The 23,314-nt window shown below is 44.0% G+C and carries 17 protein-coding genes; 5 read left to right on the plus strand and 12 right to left on the minus strand.

Annotated features, from left to right (window positions below; genetic code table 11):
* Positions 1 to 82: 82 nt before the first annotated feature.
* Both EWE74_RS04895 and EWE74_RS04900 read right to left on the minus strand, forming a co-directional pair.
* Positions 83 to 1,225 carry a FecR family protein gene (locus EWE74_RS04895; protein WP_130140377.1) on the minus strand — a complete coding sequence of 381 codons (1,143 nt, stop codon included), beginning with the start codon at positions 1,223 to 1,225 and terminating at the stop codon, positions 83 to 85.
* Between the two features lie 107 nt (positions 1,226 to 1,332).
* Positions 1,333 to 1,899: an RNA polymerase sigma factor gene (locus tag EWE74_RS04900; protein WP_130140378.1), complete on the minus strand. Its 567-nt coding sequence runs from the start codon at positions 1,897 to 1,899 to the stop codon at positions 1,333 to 1,335.
* Positions 1,900 to 2,202: 303 nt separating this feature from the next.
* Between EWE74_RS04900 and sbnA the strand changes: the two genes are divergently transcribed.
* From sbnA to EWE74_RS04915, 3 genes are read left to right on the plus strand one after another with little or no spacing between them, the layout of a single operon-like run.
* A complete protein-coding gene (gene sbnA / locus EWE74_RS04905; RefSeq protein WP_130140379.1) occupies positions 2,203 to 3,180 on the plus strand; it encodes a 2,3-diaminopropionate biosynthesis protein SbnA in 978 nt (325 codons plus the stop codon).
* Positions 3,177 to 4,922 carry an FAD/NAD(P)-binding protein gene (locus tag EWE74_RS04910; protein ID WP_130140380.1) on the plus strand — a complete coding sequence of 582 codons (1,746 nt, stop codon included), beginning with the start codon at positions 3,177 to 3,179 and terminating at the stop codon, positions 4,920 to 4,922. The genes sbnA and EWE74_RS04910 overlap by 4 nt, the downstream gene beginning before the upstream one ends.
* A gap of 10 nt (positions 4,923 to 4,932) precedes the next feature.
* Complete coding sequence (locus tag EWE74_RS04915) at positions 4,933 to 6,309, plus strand: alanine racemase (protein WP_165384645.1); 1,377 nt, start codon at positions 4,933 to 4,935, stop codon at positions 6,307 to 6,309.
* Between the two features lie 24 nt (positions 6,310 to 6,333).
* Here the strand turns inward: EWE74_RS04915 and EWE74_RS04920 are convergent, their stop codons facing one another.
* From EWE74_RS04920 to EWE74_RS04940, 5 genes are all read right to left on the minus strand, one after another.
* On the minus strand, positions 6,334 to 7,320 hold the full coding sequence (locus EWE74_RS04920) for a TolB family protein (protein WP_130140382.1): 987 nt from the start codon (positions 7,318 to 7,320) through the stop codon (positions 6,334 to 6,336).
* A 113-nt stretch (positions 7,321 to 7,433) separates the two neighbouring features.
* Positions 7,434 to 8,585 (minus strand): efflux RND transporter periplasmic adaptor subunit, encoded by a 1,152-nt coding sequence (locus EWE74_RS04925; RefSeq protein WP_130140383.1) that lies wholly within the window; start codon positions 8,583 to 8,585, stop codon positions 7,434 to 7,436.
* Entirely contained in the window at positions 8,582 to 12,910 is a 4,329-nt protein-coding gene (locus EWE74_RS04930; protein ID WP_130140384.1) for a CusA/CzcA family heavy metal efflux RND transporter, read from the minus strand. Before EWE74_RS04930 ends, EWE74_RS04925 begins: the two co-directional genes overlap by 4 nt.
* An 82-nt stretch (positions 12,911 to 12,992) precedes the next feature.
* A complete protein-coding gene (locus EWE74_RS04935; RefSeq protein WP_130140385.1) occupies positions 12,993 to 13,325 on the minus strand; it encodes a hypothetical protein in 333 nt (110 codons plus the stop codon).
* Positions 13,326 to 13,888: 563 nt separating this feature from the next.
* Positions 13,889 to 14,362, minus strand: a complete 474-nt coding sequence (locus EWE74_RS04940; RefSeq protein WP_130140386.1) for a hypothetical protein — start codon at positions 14,360 to 14,362, stop codon at positions 13,889 to 13,891.
* Positions 14,363 to 14,515: 153 nt separating this feature from the next.
* Between EWE74_RS04940 and EWE74_RS04945 the strand changes: the two genes are divergently transcribed.
* Together EWE74_RS04945 and EWE74_RS04950 are read left to right on the plus strand one after the other, a co-directional pair.
* Complete coding sequence (locus EWE74_RS04945) at positions 14,516 to 16,474, plus strand: tetratricopeptide repeat-containing sensor histidine kinase (RefSeq protein WP_130140387.1); 1,959 nt, start codon at positions 14,516 to 14,518, stop codon at positions 16,472 to 16,474.
* On the plus strand, positions 16,467 to 17,099 hold the full coding sequence (locus tag EWE74_RS04950; RefSeq protein ID WP_130140388.1) for a response regulator: 633 nt from the start codon (positions 16,467 to 16,469) through the stop codon (positions 17,097 to 17,099). Before EWE74_RS04945 ends, EWE74_RS04950 begins: the two co-directional genes overlap by 8 nt.
* Positions 17,100 to 17,204: 105 nt before the next feature.
* Here EWE74_RS04950 and EWE74_RS04955 read toward each other — a convergent pair whose 3' ends face one another.
* The 5 genes from EWE74_RS04955 to EWE74_RS04975 all read right to left on the minus strand — a co-directional run bounded on the left by EWE74_RS04955 (position 17,205) and on the right by EWE74_RS04975 (position 23,302).
* Positions 17,205 to 18,098 (minus strand): bestrophin family protein, encoded by an 894-nt coding sequence (locus tag EWE74_RS04955; RefSeq protein WP_130140389.1) that lies wholly within the window; start codon positions 18,096 to 18,098, stop codon positions 17,205 to 17,207.
* A 138-nt stretch (positions 18,099 to 18,236) separates the two neighbouring features.
* A complete protein-coding gene (locus EWE74_RS04960) occupies positions 18,237 to 20,354 on the minus strand; it encodes a cation:proton antiporter (protein WP_130140390.1) in 2,118 nt (705 codons plus the stop codon).
* A 9-nt stretch (positions 20,355 to 20,363) separates the two neighbouring features.
* Positions 20,364 to 20,978 carry a hypothetical protein gene (locus EWE74_RS04965; protein WP_130140391.1) on the minus strand — a complete coding sequence of 205 codons (615 nt, stop codon included), beginning with the start codon at positions 20,976 to 20,978 and terminating at the stop codon, positions 20,364 to 20,366.
* Positions 20,979 to 21,184: 206 nt separating this feature from the next.
* Entirely contained in the window at positions 21,185 to 21,901 is a 717-nt protein-coding gene (locus tag EWE74_RS04970) for a LytR/AlgR family response regulator transcription factor (protein ID WP_130140392.1), read from the minus strand.
* Positions 21,902 to 21,979: 78 nt separating this feature from the next.
* Positions 21,980 to 23,302: a RagB/SusD family nutrient uptake outer membrane protein gene (locus EWE74_RS04975; RefSeq protein ID WP_130140393.1), complete on the minus strand. Its 1,323-nt coding sequence runs from the start codon at positions 23,300 to 23,302 to the stop codon at positions 21,980 to 21,982.
* Between the last annotated feature and the right edge of the window lie 12 nt (positions 23,303 to 23,314).

Raw genomic sequence — 23,314 nt, forward strand, 5'->3', positions numbered from 1 at the left:
AAAAAGGAACGATCAAATATTCGGACGGAAGGGGTCTCAAGCACTTCCGTCTTTTTGTTGGTTCCCTACAACAAGCTAGCTTTTACATCACTTTCACCCTCCTTCCCTCAATCTCAAACCGGACCGCCTGCGTATAGCTAATCTTATCCAAAATTTCAGATATATGCTCATACCGGCCTACCGAACCGGTGAAGGTGACAGACGATGCATCACCTTGGTAAATAATCTCCACGTCGTACCAACGCGCTAACATTTTTAATATATTTTCCAAAGGTTCTTGTTCAAATACGAACTTACCATATTTCCAAGCTGTAAACTGCCTGACATCAACTGTACTTATCATGAGATCTTGTCCCTTTAAGACACTCTGTTGCCCAGGTTTGAGCACATGATATTTTATTTCGTTTCCATCTGTCTTATCATTCACAAGCACATTAACGCTCCCCTCGATCAACGTAGTAAGTGTCTTATGATCGTCCGTATAAGCGGAGATATTAAATTGGGTACCGAGAACGTCGACAATCTGTGCACCTGCCTGCACGCGAAAGGGTACCTTATGAGAAAGACCATTTTGATCCCGTGACATCACCTTTGCCACATCAAAATAAGCTTCGCCTTCCAAAAACACCCGACGTTCCTCCTTTCCGAAATGTACAGGATACCGTAGAGATGATCCTGCATTTAACCAAACACGCGTACCATCAGGCAATGTAAGCTCATACTGACCGCCGCGAGGAGTCTTTAAGGTTAGCATCTGTCCGGCGATTGCAGGACTAACGACCTGTCCGTCGTCATACTTTATCAAATCGCCGATCACAATACCTTTATGTAAATCACTCAGTGTGATTTCTTTTCCACTCTCCAGCACTAGAGTTGCCGTATTTTTGCCCGGCACAATACTATCCTGCTGTGTTATTATATGATTCTGTTCAAGAGAAGCTGGTTTGTATAAGAAGATAAACAAACTCAATATCACGGCTGCTGCAGCCGCGTAGTACCAATATGGCTTGAATTGACGTAACGGTTTGTTTTGCGCGATCTGGCCGTCTATCCCGCGTTTGATCCTTTCCTTTAACCGCCCCCGGTCGTCTTCACTCAGCTGCCGCAGGACATCTCTATCCTTCTCAAATAATCTGTAGTAGACATCCAAAAATTGCCGTTCCTCTTCAGATGCTGTACCGTTTCGATGTTTCTCCAGAAGTTCTAAAAAAGTTTTCCTATCCATGATTAGCGAGGTTTACACTATTAAGACAGGCTACATTGACATTTTCCCGAAAATATTTCTGTTTTTTTTAAAAATCAATTATCAGAAAAAAAACTATACCAACTAAATCAGAAAAGCTTGGTAATGATGAGTAACAAAGTTAACGATGCCCGTAGCTGCGCCAACGCCAAACTTAATTGGTTCTGGACGGTTTTCCTGTTCATTTTTAACTTTTTGGCAATTTCTGCCGTGTCCAGCTCCTGCTCATACCGCATTCTATAAATTATTTGCTGTTTAGCGCTCAAGGAATTAACGAGCGCCTCCGCCAAAAGAACCAACTCCTTATCCAACAATGGGGTATCGCTGGAATCGGTGGCTGCCTGATATTCTATTAAAAGTTCCGCTATAGGCACATAGCGTTTTTCTTTCTCAAACCAGTTGAGTACTCTATTCTTAACCGCTGTATAAAGATATCCCCTAACATTTTCAATAGATAATTCTTCCATTTGATTCCACAAGGCGACGAAAATATCCTGGGTAATATTCTCCGCTATGTCATATTGGTGGCACCGTATGAACGCTTGCTCAAAGACGTACTCCCAATGCTCTTCATACAACAAAGTAAAGACCTGCTCATCCTGTATTTGCGAGCGGGATAATAAATTTGACGTCGTGTGAGATTTACAATCGGCCATAAGTTGTGCGCCATGTTATGCACACAAACTTAAAAAATAATTTGATACTTTAATAATATGCATCTCTTTGCTTATATTGAAGCCGCTGCCCATTGCAGCATTTGATCATTCGGCAATATGATGTTAGCTGAACGTCCCTTAAGTTATCAGGTGACTTAAACAGATTCAAATACGCGATGAATACTGCGTATAAACCGCGTATTTTTTGCATATAGTACCCATAAACATGTCCCTCTTACTTTACGGCATTTTTTTTGGAGCTGGCGTAAGAACAGAAGTCAATAAACTTACGGAATTCAGATTATGAGGTTATTAAACAAGGAAAATATCACGGCTACCCTAGAGCGGGGAGTCGGAAATACACCATTGCTCAAACTGGAATCCTTATCCTCCACCCTAGACATCCAAATCTATGCAAAGATGGAAATGGGAAATCCAAGCGGCAGTGTCAAAGATCGATCGGCCACCAACATCCTGATCGAGGCGATCCGGAAGGGCGAGATAAATGCGGAGACCACCATTGTTGAGTCTTCCTCTGGAAATATGGGTATTGCTTTGGCCAGACTCTGCAAACTGCTGCGGTTAGACTCCTATATTGTTGTCGACCCTTACATTAATCATCACGCCAGAAAACTACTACGCAGTTATGGAGCAAACTTGGTCGAGGTAAATGAAAAGGATAAAAACCAAGGTTACCTCGGCAATCGCTTAAAAAAGGTGCAGGAACTTCTAGACACGGTACCCAATAGCTACTGGACAAATCAGTACGGGAATCCTAACGTGCATATCGCACACGAGCAAATATTTCGCGAAATTCTCGACCAGCTTGGCGCGGCACCCGACTACATGTTGGTTGCGACCAGTACGTGCGGTACGATCCGTGGCATTGCGGACGCCATCGAAAAGACGGCTTCGTCAACGCGGCTGATTGCGGTCGATGCCGAAGGCAGCATCCTTTTTGAAAACAATGCGAAAGCAAGACACATCCCGGGAATGGGCGCTAGCCACCCATCTGCCTTTCTGCAAAAACATCAGATTGACCATTACACACTTGTTTCCGACTATGAAGCAGTTCAGGGATGTCAAATCATGCGGGAACGCGAAGGCATGTTAATCGGTGGTTCTTCCGGTGCTCTCATCGCTGCACTACATAAATTAAAAAACTATATCCCGGCAAACGCGTCGGTAGCCTTACTTTTTCCTGACAGCGGAGAACGTTATCTTGATACCATCTACAATGAGTTATGGATCCAGCAAACTTTTGAAAAAGTAATGGCATGATCTGGAAAACTGAACACATTACACCACAGAACGACCTGTATTCCTTTACCCAAGCGTTTAGGAAGCACTCTTCTCCATCGACCGAAAGCAATACGATTGCCATCGTGGGAGGCGGCCCAAAAGGAATGTATGCCCTGAATCATTTTGTTAATCAAATACACCTCAATCCAACCACAAAACACTATCAAGTTTTGTGGTTTAATCGAGATGAGCTATTTGCTTGCGGACCAAATTACGACATACATCAACCTAATTATCTGTTGATCAACTATTGCATAGGGCATGTGCATGCCTTCCATCCGGCATATCGAGACCTGGAAAACCAAAAAAGCTTTGTAGATTGGCTGACTGCTGTGAAGATTGTCGACACAGCTGTCGAGCCGACCGACTTTGCCTCACGGGCCTTGGTAGGCCACTATCTACAGTGGGTTGCTATGGAAACAATGCGTAACCTTCCATTGCATGTACAAATAGAACTTATCCCACAGCCGGTTATCGCGATAACCGATCGGGACTCGAAGGCAACAATAGAAACCAATACCGGGCATTGGGACGTCGACAGCCTGCTGCTGACCACAGGTCATTGTTACCAAAACAGTTCCTTAATCGACCACCCGGGAATACCGGCAGCGCAGTATATACGCACACCCTACCCCGTCTCGCAGTTTGAGAAGATTCCGCCGCAAGCGCAGGTTGGTATTATCGGCATAGGATTAACCTTCATCGATATTGCGCTGGCCCTTACCGAAGGCCGTGGGGGCTCCTTTCAACAGGGCACCTATCATCGCTCCGGAAAAGAACCTACCATTTATCCATTTTCCAGAACGTCACTTCCTATACTATGCCGTGGACCGCAATACCAGGAGCAACGTCCCTTGTATATCTTGACAGAATCGCAGTTTAAGAAATGGATGCGCCGGTCAGCAAAAATTGATTTCGTTTCGGAAGTACTGCCTTTGATCGAAGAGGAAGTACAACTTGCGTATTACACTGTGCTGTTTAACGTTACAGATCCGGAGACGACACGAAATAAGATAACACAAATACCAGTATCCGAGCGTTTTATGCTAAACGATTTGTTACGACCCGCCTTAAACAGCGAAGAAAAAGTCATCCAGTATATCCAGATGAACATTGATGAGGCCCGTAAGGGAGAAGAAAAAAGTCCGCTGATGGCAGCCGCAGCCGTTTGGGGGAAAATATGCGCACATATCGCTACGTTGTACAAGACGGTAGGGTTCACAGGTGCATCCCAGCAGCAGTTGGATCAATACTATTTTGGCGCGTTCAACCGGGTGAGTTACGGTCCACCGATAGCAAACATGGAAAAAATATATGCTCTAGCTAAAGCCGGCATCATCCGTTTTGGGACGTTACCTGACCCCACGATTAGCTGGCAGGTCGATCAGCAAACGTTTTCCGTTTATGATGTAAGTGGAAAAGCGATCCAGATAGATAGCCTAATCGACGCGCGCATCGCTCGCCCCGCCCTCCAAAAAAGAAACGCCGCACTATATGACAACCTGCAGCTGCAAGGGTCAATACGCGCACACGAGAATGAAGGTTATATACCGGGCAGCATGTCCATCGATAAATGCGGGAAATGCACCACGATAGGAGGTCTACCTGTTTACTGTTACGGATCGAATACCGAAGGTGTCTTTTTCGATAACGACACCTTATCGCGAACAAAAAATGATACCGCCTGTTATTGGGTACAAGAGACACTTCGCAAAATGTAAAAAGAACTTTATGGATAACACATTTTTACCACTAACACCCATCCTACATCCTTGGGTGCAACGTGTTATAGAACAACCCACGTCTTTGTTTCAAGCGATCGAACGGCAAGGATCGCCTATAAACATACACCACCTATCACCCTTGAAAGAAAACATCAACGCGTATGAAAAGGTACTAAACAAATACCAGATCGCCCACAAAATATTCTTTGCACGCAAAGCCAATAAATGCTTGGAAATAGCCCGAGCTGTAGCACAGACGGGTCAAGGGGTTGATACAGCAAGTTACCGTGAACTTCAGCAATGCGTCGAGGCCGGAATTGATAGCGAACAACTTGTGCTTACCGCAGCGGTTAAAAACCGGAAACTTCTTGAACTTACCCTGCAGCACGACATCCCTGTCGTATTGGATAATGAGGATGAACTGCAACTGGCGCAAGGCGTAGCACAAAAAAAGGAGAAAACCATGGAGGTAAACATTCGCGTGGGTGGCTTTTTCGTAGAGGACAAGCGTTTGCCCACGCGCTTCGGCTTTCCCATCGATCGCGCAATCGCATGTATCAGCGATTTAGCGGATAAATATCCCAATCTCGAATACACCGGTTTACACTTCCATCTCAACGGTTATTCTGTCAAGGAGCGTGTGGCAGCCATCGAACAATCGGTGCGCGTCATCGACGAACTATTGACCTATGGAATCCAGACGAAGTCGCTCGACATAGGTGGCGGTATCTTGATGAATTACCTACAATCTGAACAGGAATGGCTCGACTTCCATAAGTCACTACGCGAAGCCGTACTCGGGACACGGTCGGAACTAACCTATCAGAATGACGCGCTAGGTATGGTCAAAATCAACGATCAGCTCTATGGTGAACCCACGGTATACCCCTACTTCAATAAACTGCACAAGGCGAAATTATTGGAAGAGATTCTAACCACGCGCTCTGCTATCTTCGACGTTCCGATCCACCAATTGTTTACCGAACGCGCCCTAGAATTCCGCATGGAGCCTGGCCGGTCGCTGCTGGATCAAGTGGGTTGTACGGTGGCCAAAGTTGTCTTCCGTAAAAAAGATAGCGAAGGCCGTCTGCTGGTGGGCCTCGAAATGAACCGCACGCAGCTCCGGAGTTCCAGTGCCGATTTTTTGGTAGACCCTATCCATCTGCCGAAACAGCAAAACCAGAAGACCGATGATCCTTGCTACGCCTATCTCGTCGGGAGCTATTGTCTGGAACAGGAATTGATCCTTAAACGAAAAGTCTACCTCAAATCGTATCCGGAAATCGGCGATTTGATTCTATTTCCGAATACCGCCGGATATATGATGCATTTTTACGAGTCAGAAGCACATCTGTTCGAACTTGCAAAAAACATATTCGTGTAGCGGAGATGATAACAGATTGTCAATTTAGCGCCAGAGCATCTGTCCGCCACCGGATTCTATTCTGTCTTTGTCTTTCCAAATAACCGGGATAACACCCGGTGCGTTTGATTCAGAAGGATTGACCACATACCGCTGGCCATCATTGGGGATAATCCGCATATCCCATACGTGGCCAAGTGTACCGGTGGATCGGTAATACGTACCAACAAGCAGGTACTTACCATCCGGTGAAAAGACGGGATTCGATTCCGTGAAATTACTGGTAGTCACCTGTTTTAGATCAGAACCGTCAATATTCATAGTATGGATATGATTGCCTATCTGTAACGCTAGCTTGTTTCCAGCTTGATTAACAGCCAACTTACCCCACTCCTCATAATTCATTTCCTTAATGACTTTGCCTGAGGTATAAGGTGGAGGCAAGCGTATGATATATTTGTTATGGGTAATTAGCAGTGCATTACCCGGCAGCCACAGCGAGCTCATGTTAAACACATCCAGTCTCTCCCCTTCAATATCCAATAAGCGTGTCACAAATTCACCATTTCTTTTTAAAATGGTTATTCCGTCGTTGTAATCTTTTGACGTTATCATAATCAAGCTATTATCCGGTGATAAATAACCATGGCAATAGCTATTGCCCTCAGGGCTGGTATAATCAAATTGTTCGACAACAGATCCGTCAGCCATATTGCTAAGTGTAAATTTCACTTTATAATTTCCTATTGTACTGGCATTAACTGCCGTCAACTTCAGTTTACCATCACGTGATATATCCACATTATTCCGTTTACTGTCGCTGGGAAGAAATGCACCGCCGGTTCCATCAGGCAAGCTTATTTGAAGGATGCCCTCTGTGGCCCAGTCATAGTAAATAGTACCTTTTAAATCTGTCGGATATTTTCCTGCCCCACTTCCGTCATCCCTTGTCCCATCCGCGTCTTTAGAACAAGAGGCAGCTAATATGCAGCATAAAATACCTATCGTTATCAAATAGCTGTATCTCTTCATAGCATTATATATTTAATTACTCCACTAAGTTAGGGCTATTTGATTTTGCGTACAATCCACGAAAACTAGGATATGGATTGTATGTGTGTTTTCAGTTTTATGTATCTCGTCCGCTATTCCGTATCCCCTTTATTCTTCATAGCCATCAATAAATCATAACTCCCGCGGTCCACTATATCCATATCCGCCAACAGTTCCGATTTTCCAGGCTCCACATAACCCTCATAAGTCGATACCACCTCCAAAGGCACTAAGCGAAATACATTCTGGCGAAGCCTTTCAAACACATAGCTTTTATCCTCATAAGATACCACACTAGTCTCCGGTATGACAATAGTTTTGTGTTTATACGTTGTAACGACGGCATTGAGATACATGCCTAATGCCAATCTATACGGTGAGTCCTGAAATTTAGCATATACATCTGCAGAACCATCTTCCTGAATATAATGATTGATTGTCATGATGTTGGCTTTCAAGGGTTGGTCTGGGTGTGAATTGGTATAGACCGTCAGTTCCTGTCCGTTCTGGATACTGGGTAGATCCTTTTCAAAAACCTTGATATGTATAATCAATCCCTGTGCATTAACCAGCTCGAACAAGATATCCGAAGGGTTCACATATTGACCTTTTTGAACGCTTATATGGCTTACCATACCGTTAAACGGCGCCGTAATCGTTGTCGAACGACTTATATTATTTTCTGCTATCGATGTAGGGTCTAAGTCAGCCAGTATTAATTTTTGCTCCAACGAGCGAATAGCAATACGGAGCTTGTTGTACTCTTCCTCCGCATTTTCAAACACCCGATCACTACTCGCTCTGTTCACATTTAATTCCTGTTGGCGCCTATAATTTCGCTCCGCCGTTTTGAGCTGGGCTTTGGCCATTAAGAAATCTTCCTGTAATTGCACGTACTTATAGTCTTCCAGTACCGCCAATACCTCACCTTTGCGAAAAACCTGGCCCGGCACAACCCGAATAGCTGTGATATGCCCCCCCAATGGATGAGATACCGAGGTTATATATTCTGGCAAAATATCTACTTTTCCGTTAAATCGCATCGTTTTCGGCATATCTCGGTATGTTGCCGATGTATAGGAAGGCTCCAACATACGCAGTTGTTCTTCATTCAACGTGAGGATATTTTCTGCGGAATCCGTTTTCGTACGTTCTTCCATATTGTTTTCTGAATTTCCACATCCGGATAGCTGTAGCAAAATCGTCCACATGACGATGACTACTATATATTTTTTGTTATTCATTGCTCTATCAAATAAAATAATTCAGTAATGGTTCTATTTTGTTCAGACACCACATCCAGATACTTAACTTCTATATCGATCGCTTGATTTGTGAGGATTACCCATTCCAAATAATTGATATCACCAGCCAAAAACTGTTGTTTTGCAGTATGTAGTATTTTCGCTGCATGTGGAAGTTGATTTTGTTCGTAACTTGCTACTATTGCCAGCTGCTGCTCCAATTCAACAATCAATTTTCGATGCTCTTTACGCATTTCAGCAGTTTTTTTATCCAGTTGCTGCTTTTCGACGCGCTCCTTTATTTTCGACGCGCGGATTGCCTTTCGTTGTCCCTGCGTAAAAATGGGAAGCCCCACACCAATCCGCACCGAATTAAAACGGTCGTTATTGATTCCTTTAAACGACTGGCTACTAAAGCCTAGCGATAGATCTGGAAGAAGCCGGCTAGCAGCCAGCTGTGTTTCCGCTTCGCTCGTCCGTACCGATTGCTCCAACAATTGCAACTCGGGATGAGCCCTTAATATGTCGTCACGGCTATCAGGTAGATATATCGCTTTTGAATCGACATCCAATGGAACATAATCTTGGTTACCCTGCAACAGCCATTGAAACTCTACTATAGCTTTACGTAACCCACTTTCGACCAGCCGACGTTGAACCGCGATTTGCTCCCGCTGTGTTTCAGCAATGGTCGCTTCCAGTATATTAGCTTCGCCGAGTTCTAGCCTAAGTTTATTTTTATCAACAAATTCGCTATAGATGCTGTCCATATGTTGCAGGATCGCTTTTCTATCATATAAAATCTGAATCTGATAAAACACATGTCTGACTTCCCGTGCCGTCTGAACGGCTGTCAACGCTTCCTCCAGTCGCGCTGTCTGCCATTCTTCTTTTAACACCTGCTTTCTTTTCGCGTATACCGTCGGGAAACTGATCTGTTGGTTCAACCCTAATCGATTATCGTTTTCAAAGCCCTCCAGCTTACCATATTCTACATACGCTTCGATTTGCGGCATGTCCAACGATGTTTCGGTCAGTTTATCTTTATATGTACTAAACAATTGTCGATTTTTTATCTCCAGGTTATTTTGTTCCGCGATTTCCAATGCTTCTTGCAGCGTAATAGGTTGTTGTGCCGACAATCTATTCCCCGAGAAGAAGCAGAAAGCGAAAACAATAATCCGCACGATGTTGGTATTCATTTTTTTGCTTTTAGTCTGTTCACTTAATAAGTAAAGAATGGGTAACACAAACAAGGTTAGAAACGTCGCCAACATGAGTCCACCGATCACGACTGTTGCCAGCGGACGCTGCACTTCAGCGCCGGATCCCGTGCTGAGCGCCATAGGCAAAAAGCCTAGTGAGGCTACACAAGCGGTCATCAACACCGGTCTGAGCCGCACTTTAGAGCCACGTAACACCACCTGTGCAACACTGGTTATGCCCTGTTTGCGCAGTCTATTGAATTCGGCAATCAACACGATACCATTGAGTACCGCCACCCCAAATAGCGCAATAAACCCTACACCCGCGCTGATGCTGAACGGCATTCCGCGTAACACCAGGAAATATATACCACCTATGGCCGATAAGGGGATGGCGGTATAAATCAGTAAACTCTGCTTCACGGATCTAAACGCAAAGAACAACAACAAGAAAATAAGACTCAGTGCGATCGGGACAGCAATTCCAAGTCGTTTTTTCGCATGGTTCAAGTTTTCGAAAGCCCCGCCGTAATTGATATTATATCCTTTCGGCAACGGCATATCTGCATTTACTTTCTGTTCCAGTTCCTCGACGATCGATTGCACGTCCCGGCCTCGTATATTGAAGCCAACCACGATTCTTCTTTTAGTATCTTCGCGCTGAATCTGGTTAGGGCTGCTTTTGAGATCCACATCCGCCAGCTGGTACAACGGAATCTGGATACCTGTCGGTGTTGGAATCAATAAATTCCGGATATGTTCTATACTTTGCCGTTTTTCATCCGCCAGCCGAACGACCAGATCAAAACGCCTTTCCCCCTCGTACAGCATCCCCGCCTGTTGCCCGGCAAAAGCAGCATTAATTACTCTATTTGCATCAGAAACGGAAATATGATGCCGTGCCAATGCTGATCGGTCAAAGTCGATGATAACCTGCGGCGCACCAACAACGGGCTCAATATATAAATCCTCCGCTCCCTTCACCGATTGAACAATTCCACCAAGACGTTGTGCATACGCCGCGAGGCTATCCAAATCTTCCCCATAGATCTTGCAAACGACATCCTGCCTCGCCCCTGTCATGAGCTCATTGAAACGCATTTGCACGGGGAACTGGAATCCGGTAGTCAATCCCGGGATGGCCGTTAGCGCCTGACTCATTTTTTCAGATAGTTCCGGAAAGGTCTTGGCAGACGTCCATTCTTTCTTGGGCTTGAGAACCACAATCATATCGCCGGCATCCATCGGCATGGGTTCCGTAGGAATCTCCGCACTTCCAATTTTGGTTACGATTTTTTCAACCTCCGGAAACTGCTCTTGTAGTATTTTGGCTGCTTTTGTCGTTACTTCGATGGTTTTACTGATATTGCTTCCTTGTAAAATACGCATTTCCACCGCAAAGTCACCTTCCTCCAGTGATGGAATAAACTCGCCTCCCATACGAGACAGCAAGGCGGTCGCAAAAACAAACAGCACAGCGACGATAATTAAAATTATAGTTTTTGCACGTAGCGCCTTGACCAACATCCGACGATGTAGCCGTTCCAAACGCTGCATCATACGGTCAGACCAAGTCGGCTTGTTATTGATCTTTTTACTTAACACCAATGCACTCATCATCGGAATATAGGTCAACGAAAGAATAAAGGCACCCATCAGTGCGAACGTGACCGTTTGCGCCATCGGTACAAACATCTTACCCTCTATTCCCTGTAAAGAGAAAATGGGGAGATAAACAATCAGGATGATTATTTGCCCAAAAACCGCACTATTTACCATTTTAGTGGCAGATCCGGTAACTTGCTTATTCATTTCTTGCTGGCTCAGCACATTGTTTCCATTTACAATGCCACGGTGCGTCAGCTGATGCAAGACCGCCTCTACAATAATCACGGCACCATCCACAATCAGGCCAAAATCAAGTGCGCCCAAGCTCATGAGATTTCCGCCCACGCCAAATAAGTTCATCATGATGACCGCAAATAGCATGGATAAAGGAATAACGGAAGCAACGAGAAAACCCGCCCTAAAATTACCAAGAAACAACACCAGGATAAAGACGACAATCAAAGCACCTTCCGTGAGATTAGTTTTCACCGTGTCGATAGTGTTATTGACCATCTTTGCCCGATCAAGAAAAGGTTCTATAACTATCCCTTCAGGGAGATCTTCTTCGATAACCTGAAGCCTCTCTTTGATGTTTTTTATAACCTCGTTTGCATTTTCACCTTTCAGCATCATCACAATTGCGCCAGATACCTCGCCCTGATCGTTATAGGTCATTGCGCCGTAGCGGATCGCATGTCCAATCTGTACGGTCGCGACGTCCCGCAACAAGATCGGTGTTCTTTCATCGGAAATCTTTATCGGTATTTTTTCGATATCCTCAATTCCCCCCAATAGGCCTTCACTACGGATAAACAGCACCGTTTCATTACGCTCTATGTATGCGCCGCCCGTATTCTGGTTATTCTCTTCGAGCGCATGAAAAATATCCTGGATGTTAATATGAAAAGACAGCAACTTATTGGGATCAACAGAAATTTGATATTGCTTAAGTTTGCCACCAAAACTACTGACTTCTGCTACGCCAGGTGTACCCAAGAGCTGCCGGCGAATAACCCAATCCTGTATTGTACGCAGTTCCGTCTCATCATACTGTTTTTCATATCCGTCCTTTGCACGGACAATATATTGGAAAATCTCCCCCAGACCTGTAGAGATCGGCCCCAATTCGGGAATTCCGATTTCATCCGGAATTTCCTCCTTGACCATCTGTAACCTTTCGGATACCTGTTGCCGCGCCCAGTATACGTCAGTAGATTCATCAAAAACCAACGTAACCAAAGAAAGTCCAAAGCGCGAAAAGCTTCGTGTCTCGGTTACACCTTTAATATTACTGGTTGCCTGCTCTATCGGAAAAGTAACCAGCCGTTCAATATCTACTGCTCCATAAGACGGCGCAACGGTAATAATCTGTACTTGATTGTTCGTGATGTCAGGTTGTGCATCGATCGGTAATCGACGCAGTTCGTACATACCAAAGAGTACCAACCCCATCGTGAACAATGCAATGATGAGTTTATTCTTAACAGAAAACTCAATTATGCTGTTCAACATAAAATGTGCTATTAAAAAATTTAAAATAGAAAAATAGACTACACGCGTATTTTCGTGTAGCGACATACTATCGTAAAATCAATTAACAGCTTTTTGGTGGCTGGAATACGTCTGATAGGTAGTTAGAAGAGAAATGCGAGTCGTCCATAATACGCCTACTATCCGGATCGATAAGCGCTGATACCGGCTTTGGTGCCATATGCGATACCGGGATATTAAAAGCGAAGATCATGAGCGCGGAGCCAGTCATGAACGGTAATTGCATATCTCTATCCCAATCATCATCCTTTTCGTGACCGCCATAATGGTGTACCATAAATTCCAAGAAACTTTCGTCGTGCTCTAGGTAATGATCAACCAATATCGGCAACTTCAATACTTCCACGAAAGAAGTCGTCGAGAGTATATAGCTCATTAAAAAGAATATGGACACCGCCTTTCTCATTGCATAGCAAAGGTAAACACACCTTCATTATTTAGAATTATTCTGACATCATTGTTTTGTCATATTTTAGCAGATAAAATTATCGATATTGGCGTTAATTGAAAAAATCTGTTCCATGAATCCTGTTATCCCAGTTTAGATTGCAAATTATATACGACTGATCCCAAGCTTTTCCGAAGTTCGGGATTGTTTATCTTGCCAAAATAGCCCCATCACCAGAGCGTATTATCTTTCAACTTTCAACACAAAAACAAAATATCTTCCGTTTCATTTAGATGATGTACATTCACTCTCAAAAATTTATCTCGATAACACCGCGAGAAGATTGGAAAACAGAATTTTTCTGCACCTTCGACAAAGGCACCAATATCTATTTTATTATAAAGGTCGGGGAGAATGTGCCCCCTAAACCGTTAAGGCAGCGTTGGTTTAAGAAAAAACAACAAGAGAAGGTCGTCCCAAAAAATACGGGACGACCTTTTTATTTAACAATCCGGCCGAGATGCGTCTGTTCGAAATCGTCGGTAAATACTTTAAAACGAATATTGCTTCGTGAAATCAGCACCATCTCCCGACAGGGTAAGGCTCTCATTGACGACAACTTCGTTTGCTTTTTCAATTTTAAAACTTAACGGCATGTTTGCTCCATAGTTGATAATCTGAACCCCACCTGCAAATGCGCGGATCGGTTGTGTCGTTTCAATGACATATGTCTTGGTCGAACCGACAAAATCATTTTTATCCAGTCCGATGGCTGACTCGCCCGTTTTCGCTACACCGTTTACTTTCCATACGTCCGTTTTTCCGGCCAACGTACCTCCCGAAACAGCTACAGATACAAAATCCTCATCAGGATTCACGTCGTTAAGCGTTACCGTTATTTTGTAGTTACTACCATTGTCACCATCGTCTACCTTGTCGTCATCACTACATGATGTAGCTAGTGTTCCTAAAGCCAATAAGGACATAGCTCCCCATTTTGCAATCCTTGCGTTCACCTTTTTCATGTTCATAAAATTTATTGGACAAATGTCCATAGATTTTCCTGGCATGGCAATCATCATAAACCATGATTTTTTTCTCCTCGTATACCATGATTTTTTCTGCAGATGGACGATTCAGTCTTTTTTATTTTGATATTTGCGATTCAAATGCAAAGCATGACAAAGAATATATTCTTATTGATTGTTTTTTTACTTTTGGCCTTCTCGCCAAAGGCGCAACAATGGATACCGCTTGACGAAGAGAAATACTTGCAACAGATTACGCAGCAGATCCATAGCGGCAAGACCGATACCGTGCGCTTGCGCCATTATCTGCTACTTTCAGAATACTGGGCACAGAGCGATAGCTTGAAAAGTCGCGAAGCTCTACAACAGGTCATTCAATCCCCTGCAAAGCACACCCTACCCAAAGGCATGCTGGCCTATTATCAAGGACTCTATCATGCCTACGCTGGCCAAAAAGCCAAAGCAAAAGAATTTTACAGACATGCTATCGAAGCGTTGGAGAACGATCCGCAGCACGCCGATCTGCTCATCAGGGCATGGCATGACTACGCCTATCTCCAGATCGACGAAAAAGGTTACGATGTACTGGTAAAAACGCTGACTGACCAATGCATCCCCGCGAGCAAAAAAAGCCGCAATAGCACACTCCTAGCCTATTGCTATACGCAGTTGGGCATCACGTTCATGTCCGTAGGCCAATTCGATAAAGCCGAAGAATATCACCAAAAAGCCTTGGTGGCGCTTGAAAAGATACCCGTGCAAACCGTGCACCTGCTCACTTACTTCAATTTGATCAGCAATTACTGTTACAAACCGGATAGCCAATCTGCAAAAATCTATCTGGACAAAGCCCTAGCTATCATACAACCGTATCCAGACTCGCGGCAGTATCCGAATTACTACTATCAGGAAGCCATGTACTATACCACGAAGCAGGAATATGACCAGGCTTTGCTTAGCCTGGAGAGCGGTGTGAAGATGGCGCAGGAAAAAAAGCAAGTCCGGTTACTACATCTATTGTATTTCCGGAAATACAACGTGTACCTGATGCAACAGGATTATCAGAAAGCCAAGTCACAGCTCGAACATATATTACAGGAAAAGGTGCTAGGTAGTGAAACTGTTAACAGGAGGATTACCTATACACAATTGGCCAACGTGAATGAGCTGTTGGGCGATTACAAACAGGCGTATCATTGGATGAAGATGTCCAGCAATCTCGGGGACAGCATCCAACAGGAGAAGCTGCTCGAAAAAATGAACGAATACGAAATCGCCTATCAAACAACAGAAAAACAACAAAAAATCGATAGGTTAGAGCAAGAAAAGAAGGAAGACGAACTGCTAGCCAAAAACAAAAACTTACGTATTACCATCCTTGCCATTGCGCTTGGGCTGAGCGTGGTCATCGCATTTCTGATCTACATAAACTATCGCAAGCAGCAGAAATTAAACAGGCAGATTAGCCTTAGCCATCAACAAGACTTGCTACATATTGAAAACCAGCGGAAATACGAGGCCACAAGAGCCGTTCTGCAGGGCGAAGAGCAAGAACGGCAACGAATCGCGCAGGATCTGCACGACAGCATGGGCGGCATGTTGGCCAACATCCGTATGTCCATTTCGTCGGGAGATTCCCAAAACTCGACGGATATCCTGCGGAAAATAGATAAATCCATTGCGGAGATGCGGCGAGTTTCCAGAAACCTGATGCCCGAAACACTCAAAAATCTCGGATTGGAAACCGCACTGCGGGAGCTTTGCGAATCCATGGGACAAAAAAATTTCTCCATACAGTTCGAATCCTTCAACCTATCGGAATACATTCCGTTCCAAACACAGCTGATGCTTTACCGCATCACACAGGAAGCGATCAGTAACGTCACCAGATACGCTCAAGCAGCGAACGTGATCGTACAGATCAGTCAAAACGAAAACCTACTGAGCCTTACCATAGAAGACGATGGTATAGGTTTTGATCCGTCAACCATTACGTATGGACTAGGGTTGAGAAATATCGAAAACCGGGTCCGTCTGATCGGCGGCACAGTCGATATTGTGTCCGCCAGAGGACAAGGTACCACTATTAATGTTGAATGCCATGTATAACAATACGCCCATCAATATAGCCCTAGTCGACGACCACCCGATGATCCTGGAGGGGTTGAAGTCTTTGCTACAGCAGCACGGCCGATTCCAAATATTTTCCTTTACCAAAGGCGTTGCCATTCTGGACTTTATCCAGGAAAACACGATAGATGTAATCCTACTAGATATTGTATTAAGTGATGCAAACGGTCTGGATCTATGTAAAAGCATCAAGCAAAAATCTCCCAGTTCCATTGTCATCGGGATAAGTAACCAAGCAGAACGCAGTATTATTTTCCGCTTCTTGGAAAACGGTGGAAACGGCTATATTCTGAAGAACGCAGATGCGCAGGAGATTGTTCAATGCATCGACAAAGCGCTGCTGGGCGAACTCGCCCTAAGCAGAGAGGTTCAGGAAATCATTTCTCGCCCCTCGACTAGTACATTTGAACTGCCTAGATTAACGAAGCGGGAGCAACAGATCCTACAGGCCATTGCACATGGACAGACCTCGGCCAAGATTGCCGAAAGCCTTTTCATCTCGGTCATTACTGTCGAGACGCACCGCAGAAACCTGATGCAAAAATTCAAAGCCAAAAACATGATTGAACTCGTGAAAATTGCCACCGAAAACAAGTTGCTATAGTGCGGGCGAATCCGTTTTATGCATTCAACATTTCTGGCTGTTTAATTGTACGATTACCATAAATTACAATCGCCCGAAAATGGTTATATAAATGGACCGGATACCTTAAAGAATAAAGAAGGTCTTCGGTTTTAGCGGCTCAGGAATTTCTGTTTCTTTTAGCAGCTGCTTGATATTAATCTCGATATTCCGCGCTATGGCCGTTACGGGCGTATCACTGGGCCGATTACGGAAAGGATCTTGCAAGTTGTATGCGGTTTTTTCAGCAAGAAAAAACAAAGCGGCGATAAGTACCAACAGCGGAATTTCGAAAATCGCGTGAACATCCTGTATCGCAATCGATAACGTAATCAGAAAAAGATAAATGGCTGCATGTAGAAAAAAACGATATGTCACTGGAAATACGGTCGTATTTATACGTTCTGCCCTGCCCATAGAATCCACAAGACGCACTAAGGTCTGATCCAGTTGCACCCTGTAAAATTCAGGGATTAGCTGATTATCTGCGACTTCCTTTATACGGGTTGCCTGCATCTGGGTTATAGCTAACGGTACATTTTTATGATGTCGAAGCGTATCCTGTTCTGCCGACGTGAGGTTCAATTGTCTACCCAATGGATTCAATCCCCGCAGAGAATCGCCTAAAGCGTAACACCAAGCGATCTGTTTATAAGCGACGTCTCTAATCACGTCTTCGGATGCGCTGTCGATATAACTTTGAAGTTGTATGACGAGCGAACGGGAATCGTTTACAATCGCGCCCCATATTTTGCGTGCCTCCCACCACCGTTCGTACGACTGGCTCATCTTAAAAGACAATAACACCGATATTGCTGTACCTAAAAATGCCGGAACACCCAAAGGCATGTCTGGAAGCCGATCCCCCAGAAAATACGTAAAGGCATTAAAGATCAAGCCCACAATAGCCACTGTGGCCACTTCGCTTTTAATTTTGTTAAGCATGTAGCGTAACGGGATACCAGAAGAATTCACTATCATACTAGGATGAACAAATATCTTTTGGATGTGTTTGAACGACGAAGAAAAAAATCCGTGTTCCCATAAACATAGGGACACGGATCGTCGATTTAGCGCCGTTCAATCCCTTTCCATTTCGGAAAGATCGCACCGCGTTTTCTATCCAAAAACTTTACCTATAACTTTACCGATTGCGGCGAAATCATCAAGATTATTGACGGCTCTTCTTTCGATCGGATTTTCTCGTGCTTCCGAATATGGATAGATCAAGATATAATTATTGTGAAGCAAACTATTATTCAGGAATTCCGGTACCGCATGCATTGGAGAAGTGTAAGAGAATCGATTTCTATCAGCCATGAGCACAATTAATCCTTGATCTGTCTCCAATCCAAGCAATACATTCTCGGCTTCGTTCCAAGACTCCATTTCTTGCAGTTCCGCTTCGATTGCTGATTTCTTTAAAATACGTTCAAGAACGCCCAACATCCGTTTGTTAGCGTGAAATGTCATCGTAGCGCCTGAATTTCGTGCAATATTCCAGATTTTTAACAGCGCGTGAAAAAAGCCAGGCTCCTCCTCGGCGTCGCGTGGAATAATAACAACATAGTTTTTCACCGTCGATATTGGCTGAATAGCACGGTATATTAATAAATTCACATGCTCGTTTGTCAGGTAACCATTATAGAGATTATAAATAAACGATGCAGAAAATCCCTTTTCACGTTCCAAACCGATGATTAAATCGGTGATATTTTTCTCTTTAATTACATTATTAACGCCAGATACCACCTGTTCATCATGCCGAGTTATAGGTGTAATAACGACATCAGCTGCTGCTCCCATTTTTACCGCCCCATCTAAAATACGTTCCGCATTTTTGGCCGACGATTCATTTTTCTCCTCATTGATAATATTTAGCGCAAATATTCCCTCTTTATTCGATTCTGTTTTAATAAGCAGTCCGAGATTGACCATTTTTTCTGTCATCTGCTCGTTGTTGATCGGCAGTAGAATCCGTTCCCTTTCGTCACCTTTACCGGTCACCGTATTATCCTTATCCACATCCGCTATTTTCTGCCCGCTCGACATCGACACAAATGACGATATTGTACAAGACACCAAAATGAGTAAGATACTTCCATTTAATACATGATCATTTAATAATCTGATTGGTTCGCCGTCCGCAGTTTCGCCAATGATAATCGTATAGCCGACCATTACAGAAGCCAATGTTGCCGCAGCAGACGCTGCACTCATACCAAAGATTAAGCGTCCTTCGTTGGCAGTAAGTTTAAAAGTACGTCGTGTCAAATATGCTGCCACATACTTTCCACCTATCGATGCCACGAGCATAATTCCCGCTACCCCAAGCGTTTCCCAATCGCTTATAAAAGCCTTAAAATCAATCAGCATACCCACGCTGATCAGAAAGAAAGGAATAAATATGGCATTACCGACAAATTCTACCCGATTCATCAATGAAGAAGTATGGGGAATGAGTCTGTTGAGCGCCAAACCCGCAAAGAATGCTCCTATAATAGCCTCTATTCCCGCAATCTCGGCGAGAAGCGCCCCCAGATATATCATCACGACCACGAAGATATATTGTGAAATCTTGTCTTCCACCCGTTTGAAAAACCAACGGGCAATAATCGGGAACAACATTAACACGATTGCCGAAAACAACGCCATAGAAACACCAAGTCTTACCCAAAAGGCCGTACCTACCTCTCCCTGAGACATCCCAACAATGACGGCCAGCACGAGAAGCGAAAGTACATCCGTTATCATTGTGCCACCTACCGTAATATTCACCGATAAGTTTTTCGCAATCCCCATACCGCTAATCAGCGGATACGCGATAAGGGTATGCGACGAAAACAAACTAGCGAATAAAATGGATGTCGGGATGGAGAATTGCAACACATAGTAGCCCCCTATAAAACCCAGAATAAAGGGAAATATAAAGGTGTACAATGCAAATGTCAGACTTTTCCATTTATTCCGTTTGAAATCGCCCATATCGATTTCTAGTCCTGCCAGGAACATAATATAAAGCAGACCCGTGGTCCCTATTACGATAACACTGCTATCTCGTTCCAGCACATGAAAACCGTTAGGCCCAATCAAGGCTCCAGCGATAATTAACCCCAATATGTGTGGAACTTTAATTTTGTTCAGTAAAAGGGGTACAAACAGGATGATTACCAATTCAATCAGGAATTTGATTAGCGGGTCAGTAATCGGAAGTGTGATCGGGTGTATAGCAAGCATTGTGTATTATTATTTTGCTCTGGGTGTCAATTCTACGGAAAATACAGTTTCACAATTATTTTTACCTGTTAAGACCAATGTGCCTCTCATCACACCGGATGTTATATCATCGAGCTGAACGCGTCTGGCTACACTACTTTTAGTCATATTGGTATCGGGTAAGATATTCAGTATAATTTCATTGCCGTTCTGTTGTCCTTCAAATATCCGGATATGTTCGTCGTTGTTGACCACCTGAACATACGATCCAACGGAGTCTGAATAAAATCGCCAGACCTCATGCCGCTGATCACCAACAACATAGTTTGCACAACGTGAAGCACGGCAAACCATCCGACTGTTCCATTCTCCTAATACGCTATCTGGCCATGGTTCATGGATTGAAGTGGTATCTCCCTCCGATGCTGTGGATTCGGTGGCTCGAAGACTATCTCTCATCTTTAACAACGTCTGATAATCCTGCTCTATTGATGCTATATCTTGTTCTCGCTTTTCAAGCGCCTTTTCGCGATCAGCAAGCGCCTGTTTTCTGCCATCTTGTCCGCAGCTTACCAGCAATATTATCGCCAGATATATGAGATAAAAACGTGCAATCATGTCTATTCTTTTATTAATAAACATCATACGCTGCATACTGTTTTAATAAATTACGGGAGAAACATGATTGTTTCGGATATAACCCAGTCTCCAATTTTCAAGATCGGGGTCACCATTTCTTAGCAGAACTTCATTATCAAAAAATAAACTTATGATATAATTTTCCCGCGAGCGAGGCCGAAGGTCGGCTAAGATGCCTAGTTTTAGTTTATATTCGTTTTGCAGCTTGAGCACTACCGCCCGAGCCATTCCTGGAAGAGAAGGGAACGTTCCTGACTAACGATCACATCCTCATTTTGTTCGGGAACAAGTTTTACTTTTACACGACCACGGCTTATTTTCAGCATTGATACGATGGCATCGATATGCACCATAAATTTTCGGTTTATCTGGAAAAAAGATGCCGGATCCAGTTTTGTGGCTATCCCCATCAAGGTATCCTCTATAATATAGCGTCCCCCAGCTTTCTCGACCGCAAATAACGTTTTATCTTCCGCCATAAAGTAGGCGATATCATCTACGGGGAGCGATTTGAGATGGATACCATATTTCACCAGAAATCGACTTTTATAATGTGGTTCATCCGAAGGCAGCAATTTTCTTACCTTTGCGATAGCCTGTTCCATATCTTCTTGATCAAAAGGTTTCAACAAGTAAGCATAACCTTGGTTCTGAAAGGCATCGAGCGCATATTCGTCGTAGGCTGTGGTAAAAATAACAGGCGCCGATACCGGTACTTGTTTAAACACATCTAGGCTGATACCGTCTGCCAGATGTATATCCATAAAGATCAGATCCGGATTGTTATTACGCAACCAGTTCACAGCATCACGGACAGTATCCAACCGAATCAACTTGGGATTTTCGGCTAGTAACAACAGCGCCAACATATCGCGCAGACTGTCCCACGCCCATTCTTCATCCTCTACAACAAGTATTTGCCAAGCCATACAGTAAAAATAGAAAAAATCCCTTATCCTACGATGTACGCATAAGGGATTTTTCATATAGTTACCACTACGCGTATGCTAGAGTAGCTCTGGGTTATTTTCGACCGCTTCCCGCGGATAGCGGATGGTATATCGCGGATCGTCCTCGTTTAACGTATAAGTTTCACCGAGAAACACATGTTGAATTTCAGGACGGTCCCAACGCTTCAGATCATACCAACGCAAACCCTCTAATGCTAATTCACGTGTCCTTTCTAGCTGTACGAAGCTCAATAATTCCGGGACGGAAAGCATTTTTAGATTAGCCGCCTGTTCGGTGACCGCCGTTTCCGTTAGTCTATGTTTTGCCAAGGTCTGTAAAGCTTCCAAAGCCACCTCTTTACGATCGATATGGAGGGCAGCTTCCGCCAGGATCAAATAAAGCTCTCCATTTCTAAAACTGACCTTCAATCTGCTATTCCCTCCCTTACGCGATTTATAATCGCCACCGGATTTCTCAAAATAACGGGCAAAACGCTTATCGTTGACCTGATCGTACAACGCTATGACGTTGTTCGCAACATAGGTACTCGAATGGACTTGCGCTGTCGCTGGATTATCCAATGCTTGGATAGATTCAACCGATTCAAAATCATTGGGAAGCAAAACTTCGTCGCCATTCAGGTTAACCAGACCATTTTCGATCGCCAACGCCTTCTCTGCTTCCGACAATGCTTCAGCCCATTCAGACCGATATAGATGTAGTCTAGCTCGGAAGGCATGTAATGCTCTTTTGCTAAAACGATACCGATGCTCGGATGGCTGGTCAACGACCTGCATCAGATCTTCCGCATGTTGTATATCATTCATGATAAAAGCATATACATCCTCCATCGTCCGGACCGGAAATTTCTGTTCCAAATCGATCGTCTGCGCAATAGGAATCCCCTTGTGCTGTCTGTTCGTTTCGCTATACACCGGCGCATAGCAGTTGAGCAATTCAAAATGGCTATACGCCCGCAATAGGTAGGCTTCCGCTTTTAGCTGCTTCGTTACCTCATTATCACCCAATTTATCATCGATTTCTGTCAACAGCAAATTCGCATAAAATATACTCTTGTAGAAAGTTCCCCAAGGGTAAGACAACGTTGTAGGATCCGGTGATTGGTCATTCCATATATAAATATCTTTCAGATACGCCATATCCGTCGAATACTCATCCAATAGCAATTCGTCAGTCCGCAATGACAGCAGGGATTTGTGTGTCGGGAAAACCGAATACCCACTGGTCAGCATGGCACGAAAGTCAGATTCGGTCGACGGTACAACCGTTCCCACAGGTTGTATATCCAAGTATTTATCGCAGGAATGTAAAAACATCCCCGCCATGGCTATGTATAAGTATATTAATTTTCGTTTCATAACTATCATCAT

Origin of the sequence: Sphingobacterium corticibacterium, from assembly GCF_004208525.1 — a bacterium.
In the GTDB taxonomy this organism is placed as follows: domain Bacteria; phylum Bacteroidota; class Bacteroidia; order Sphingobacteriales; family Sphingobacteriaceae; genus Sphingobacterium; species Sphingobacterium corticibacterium.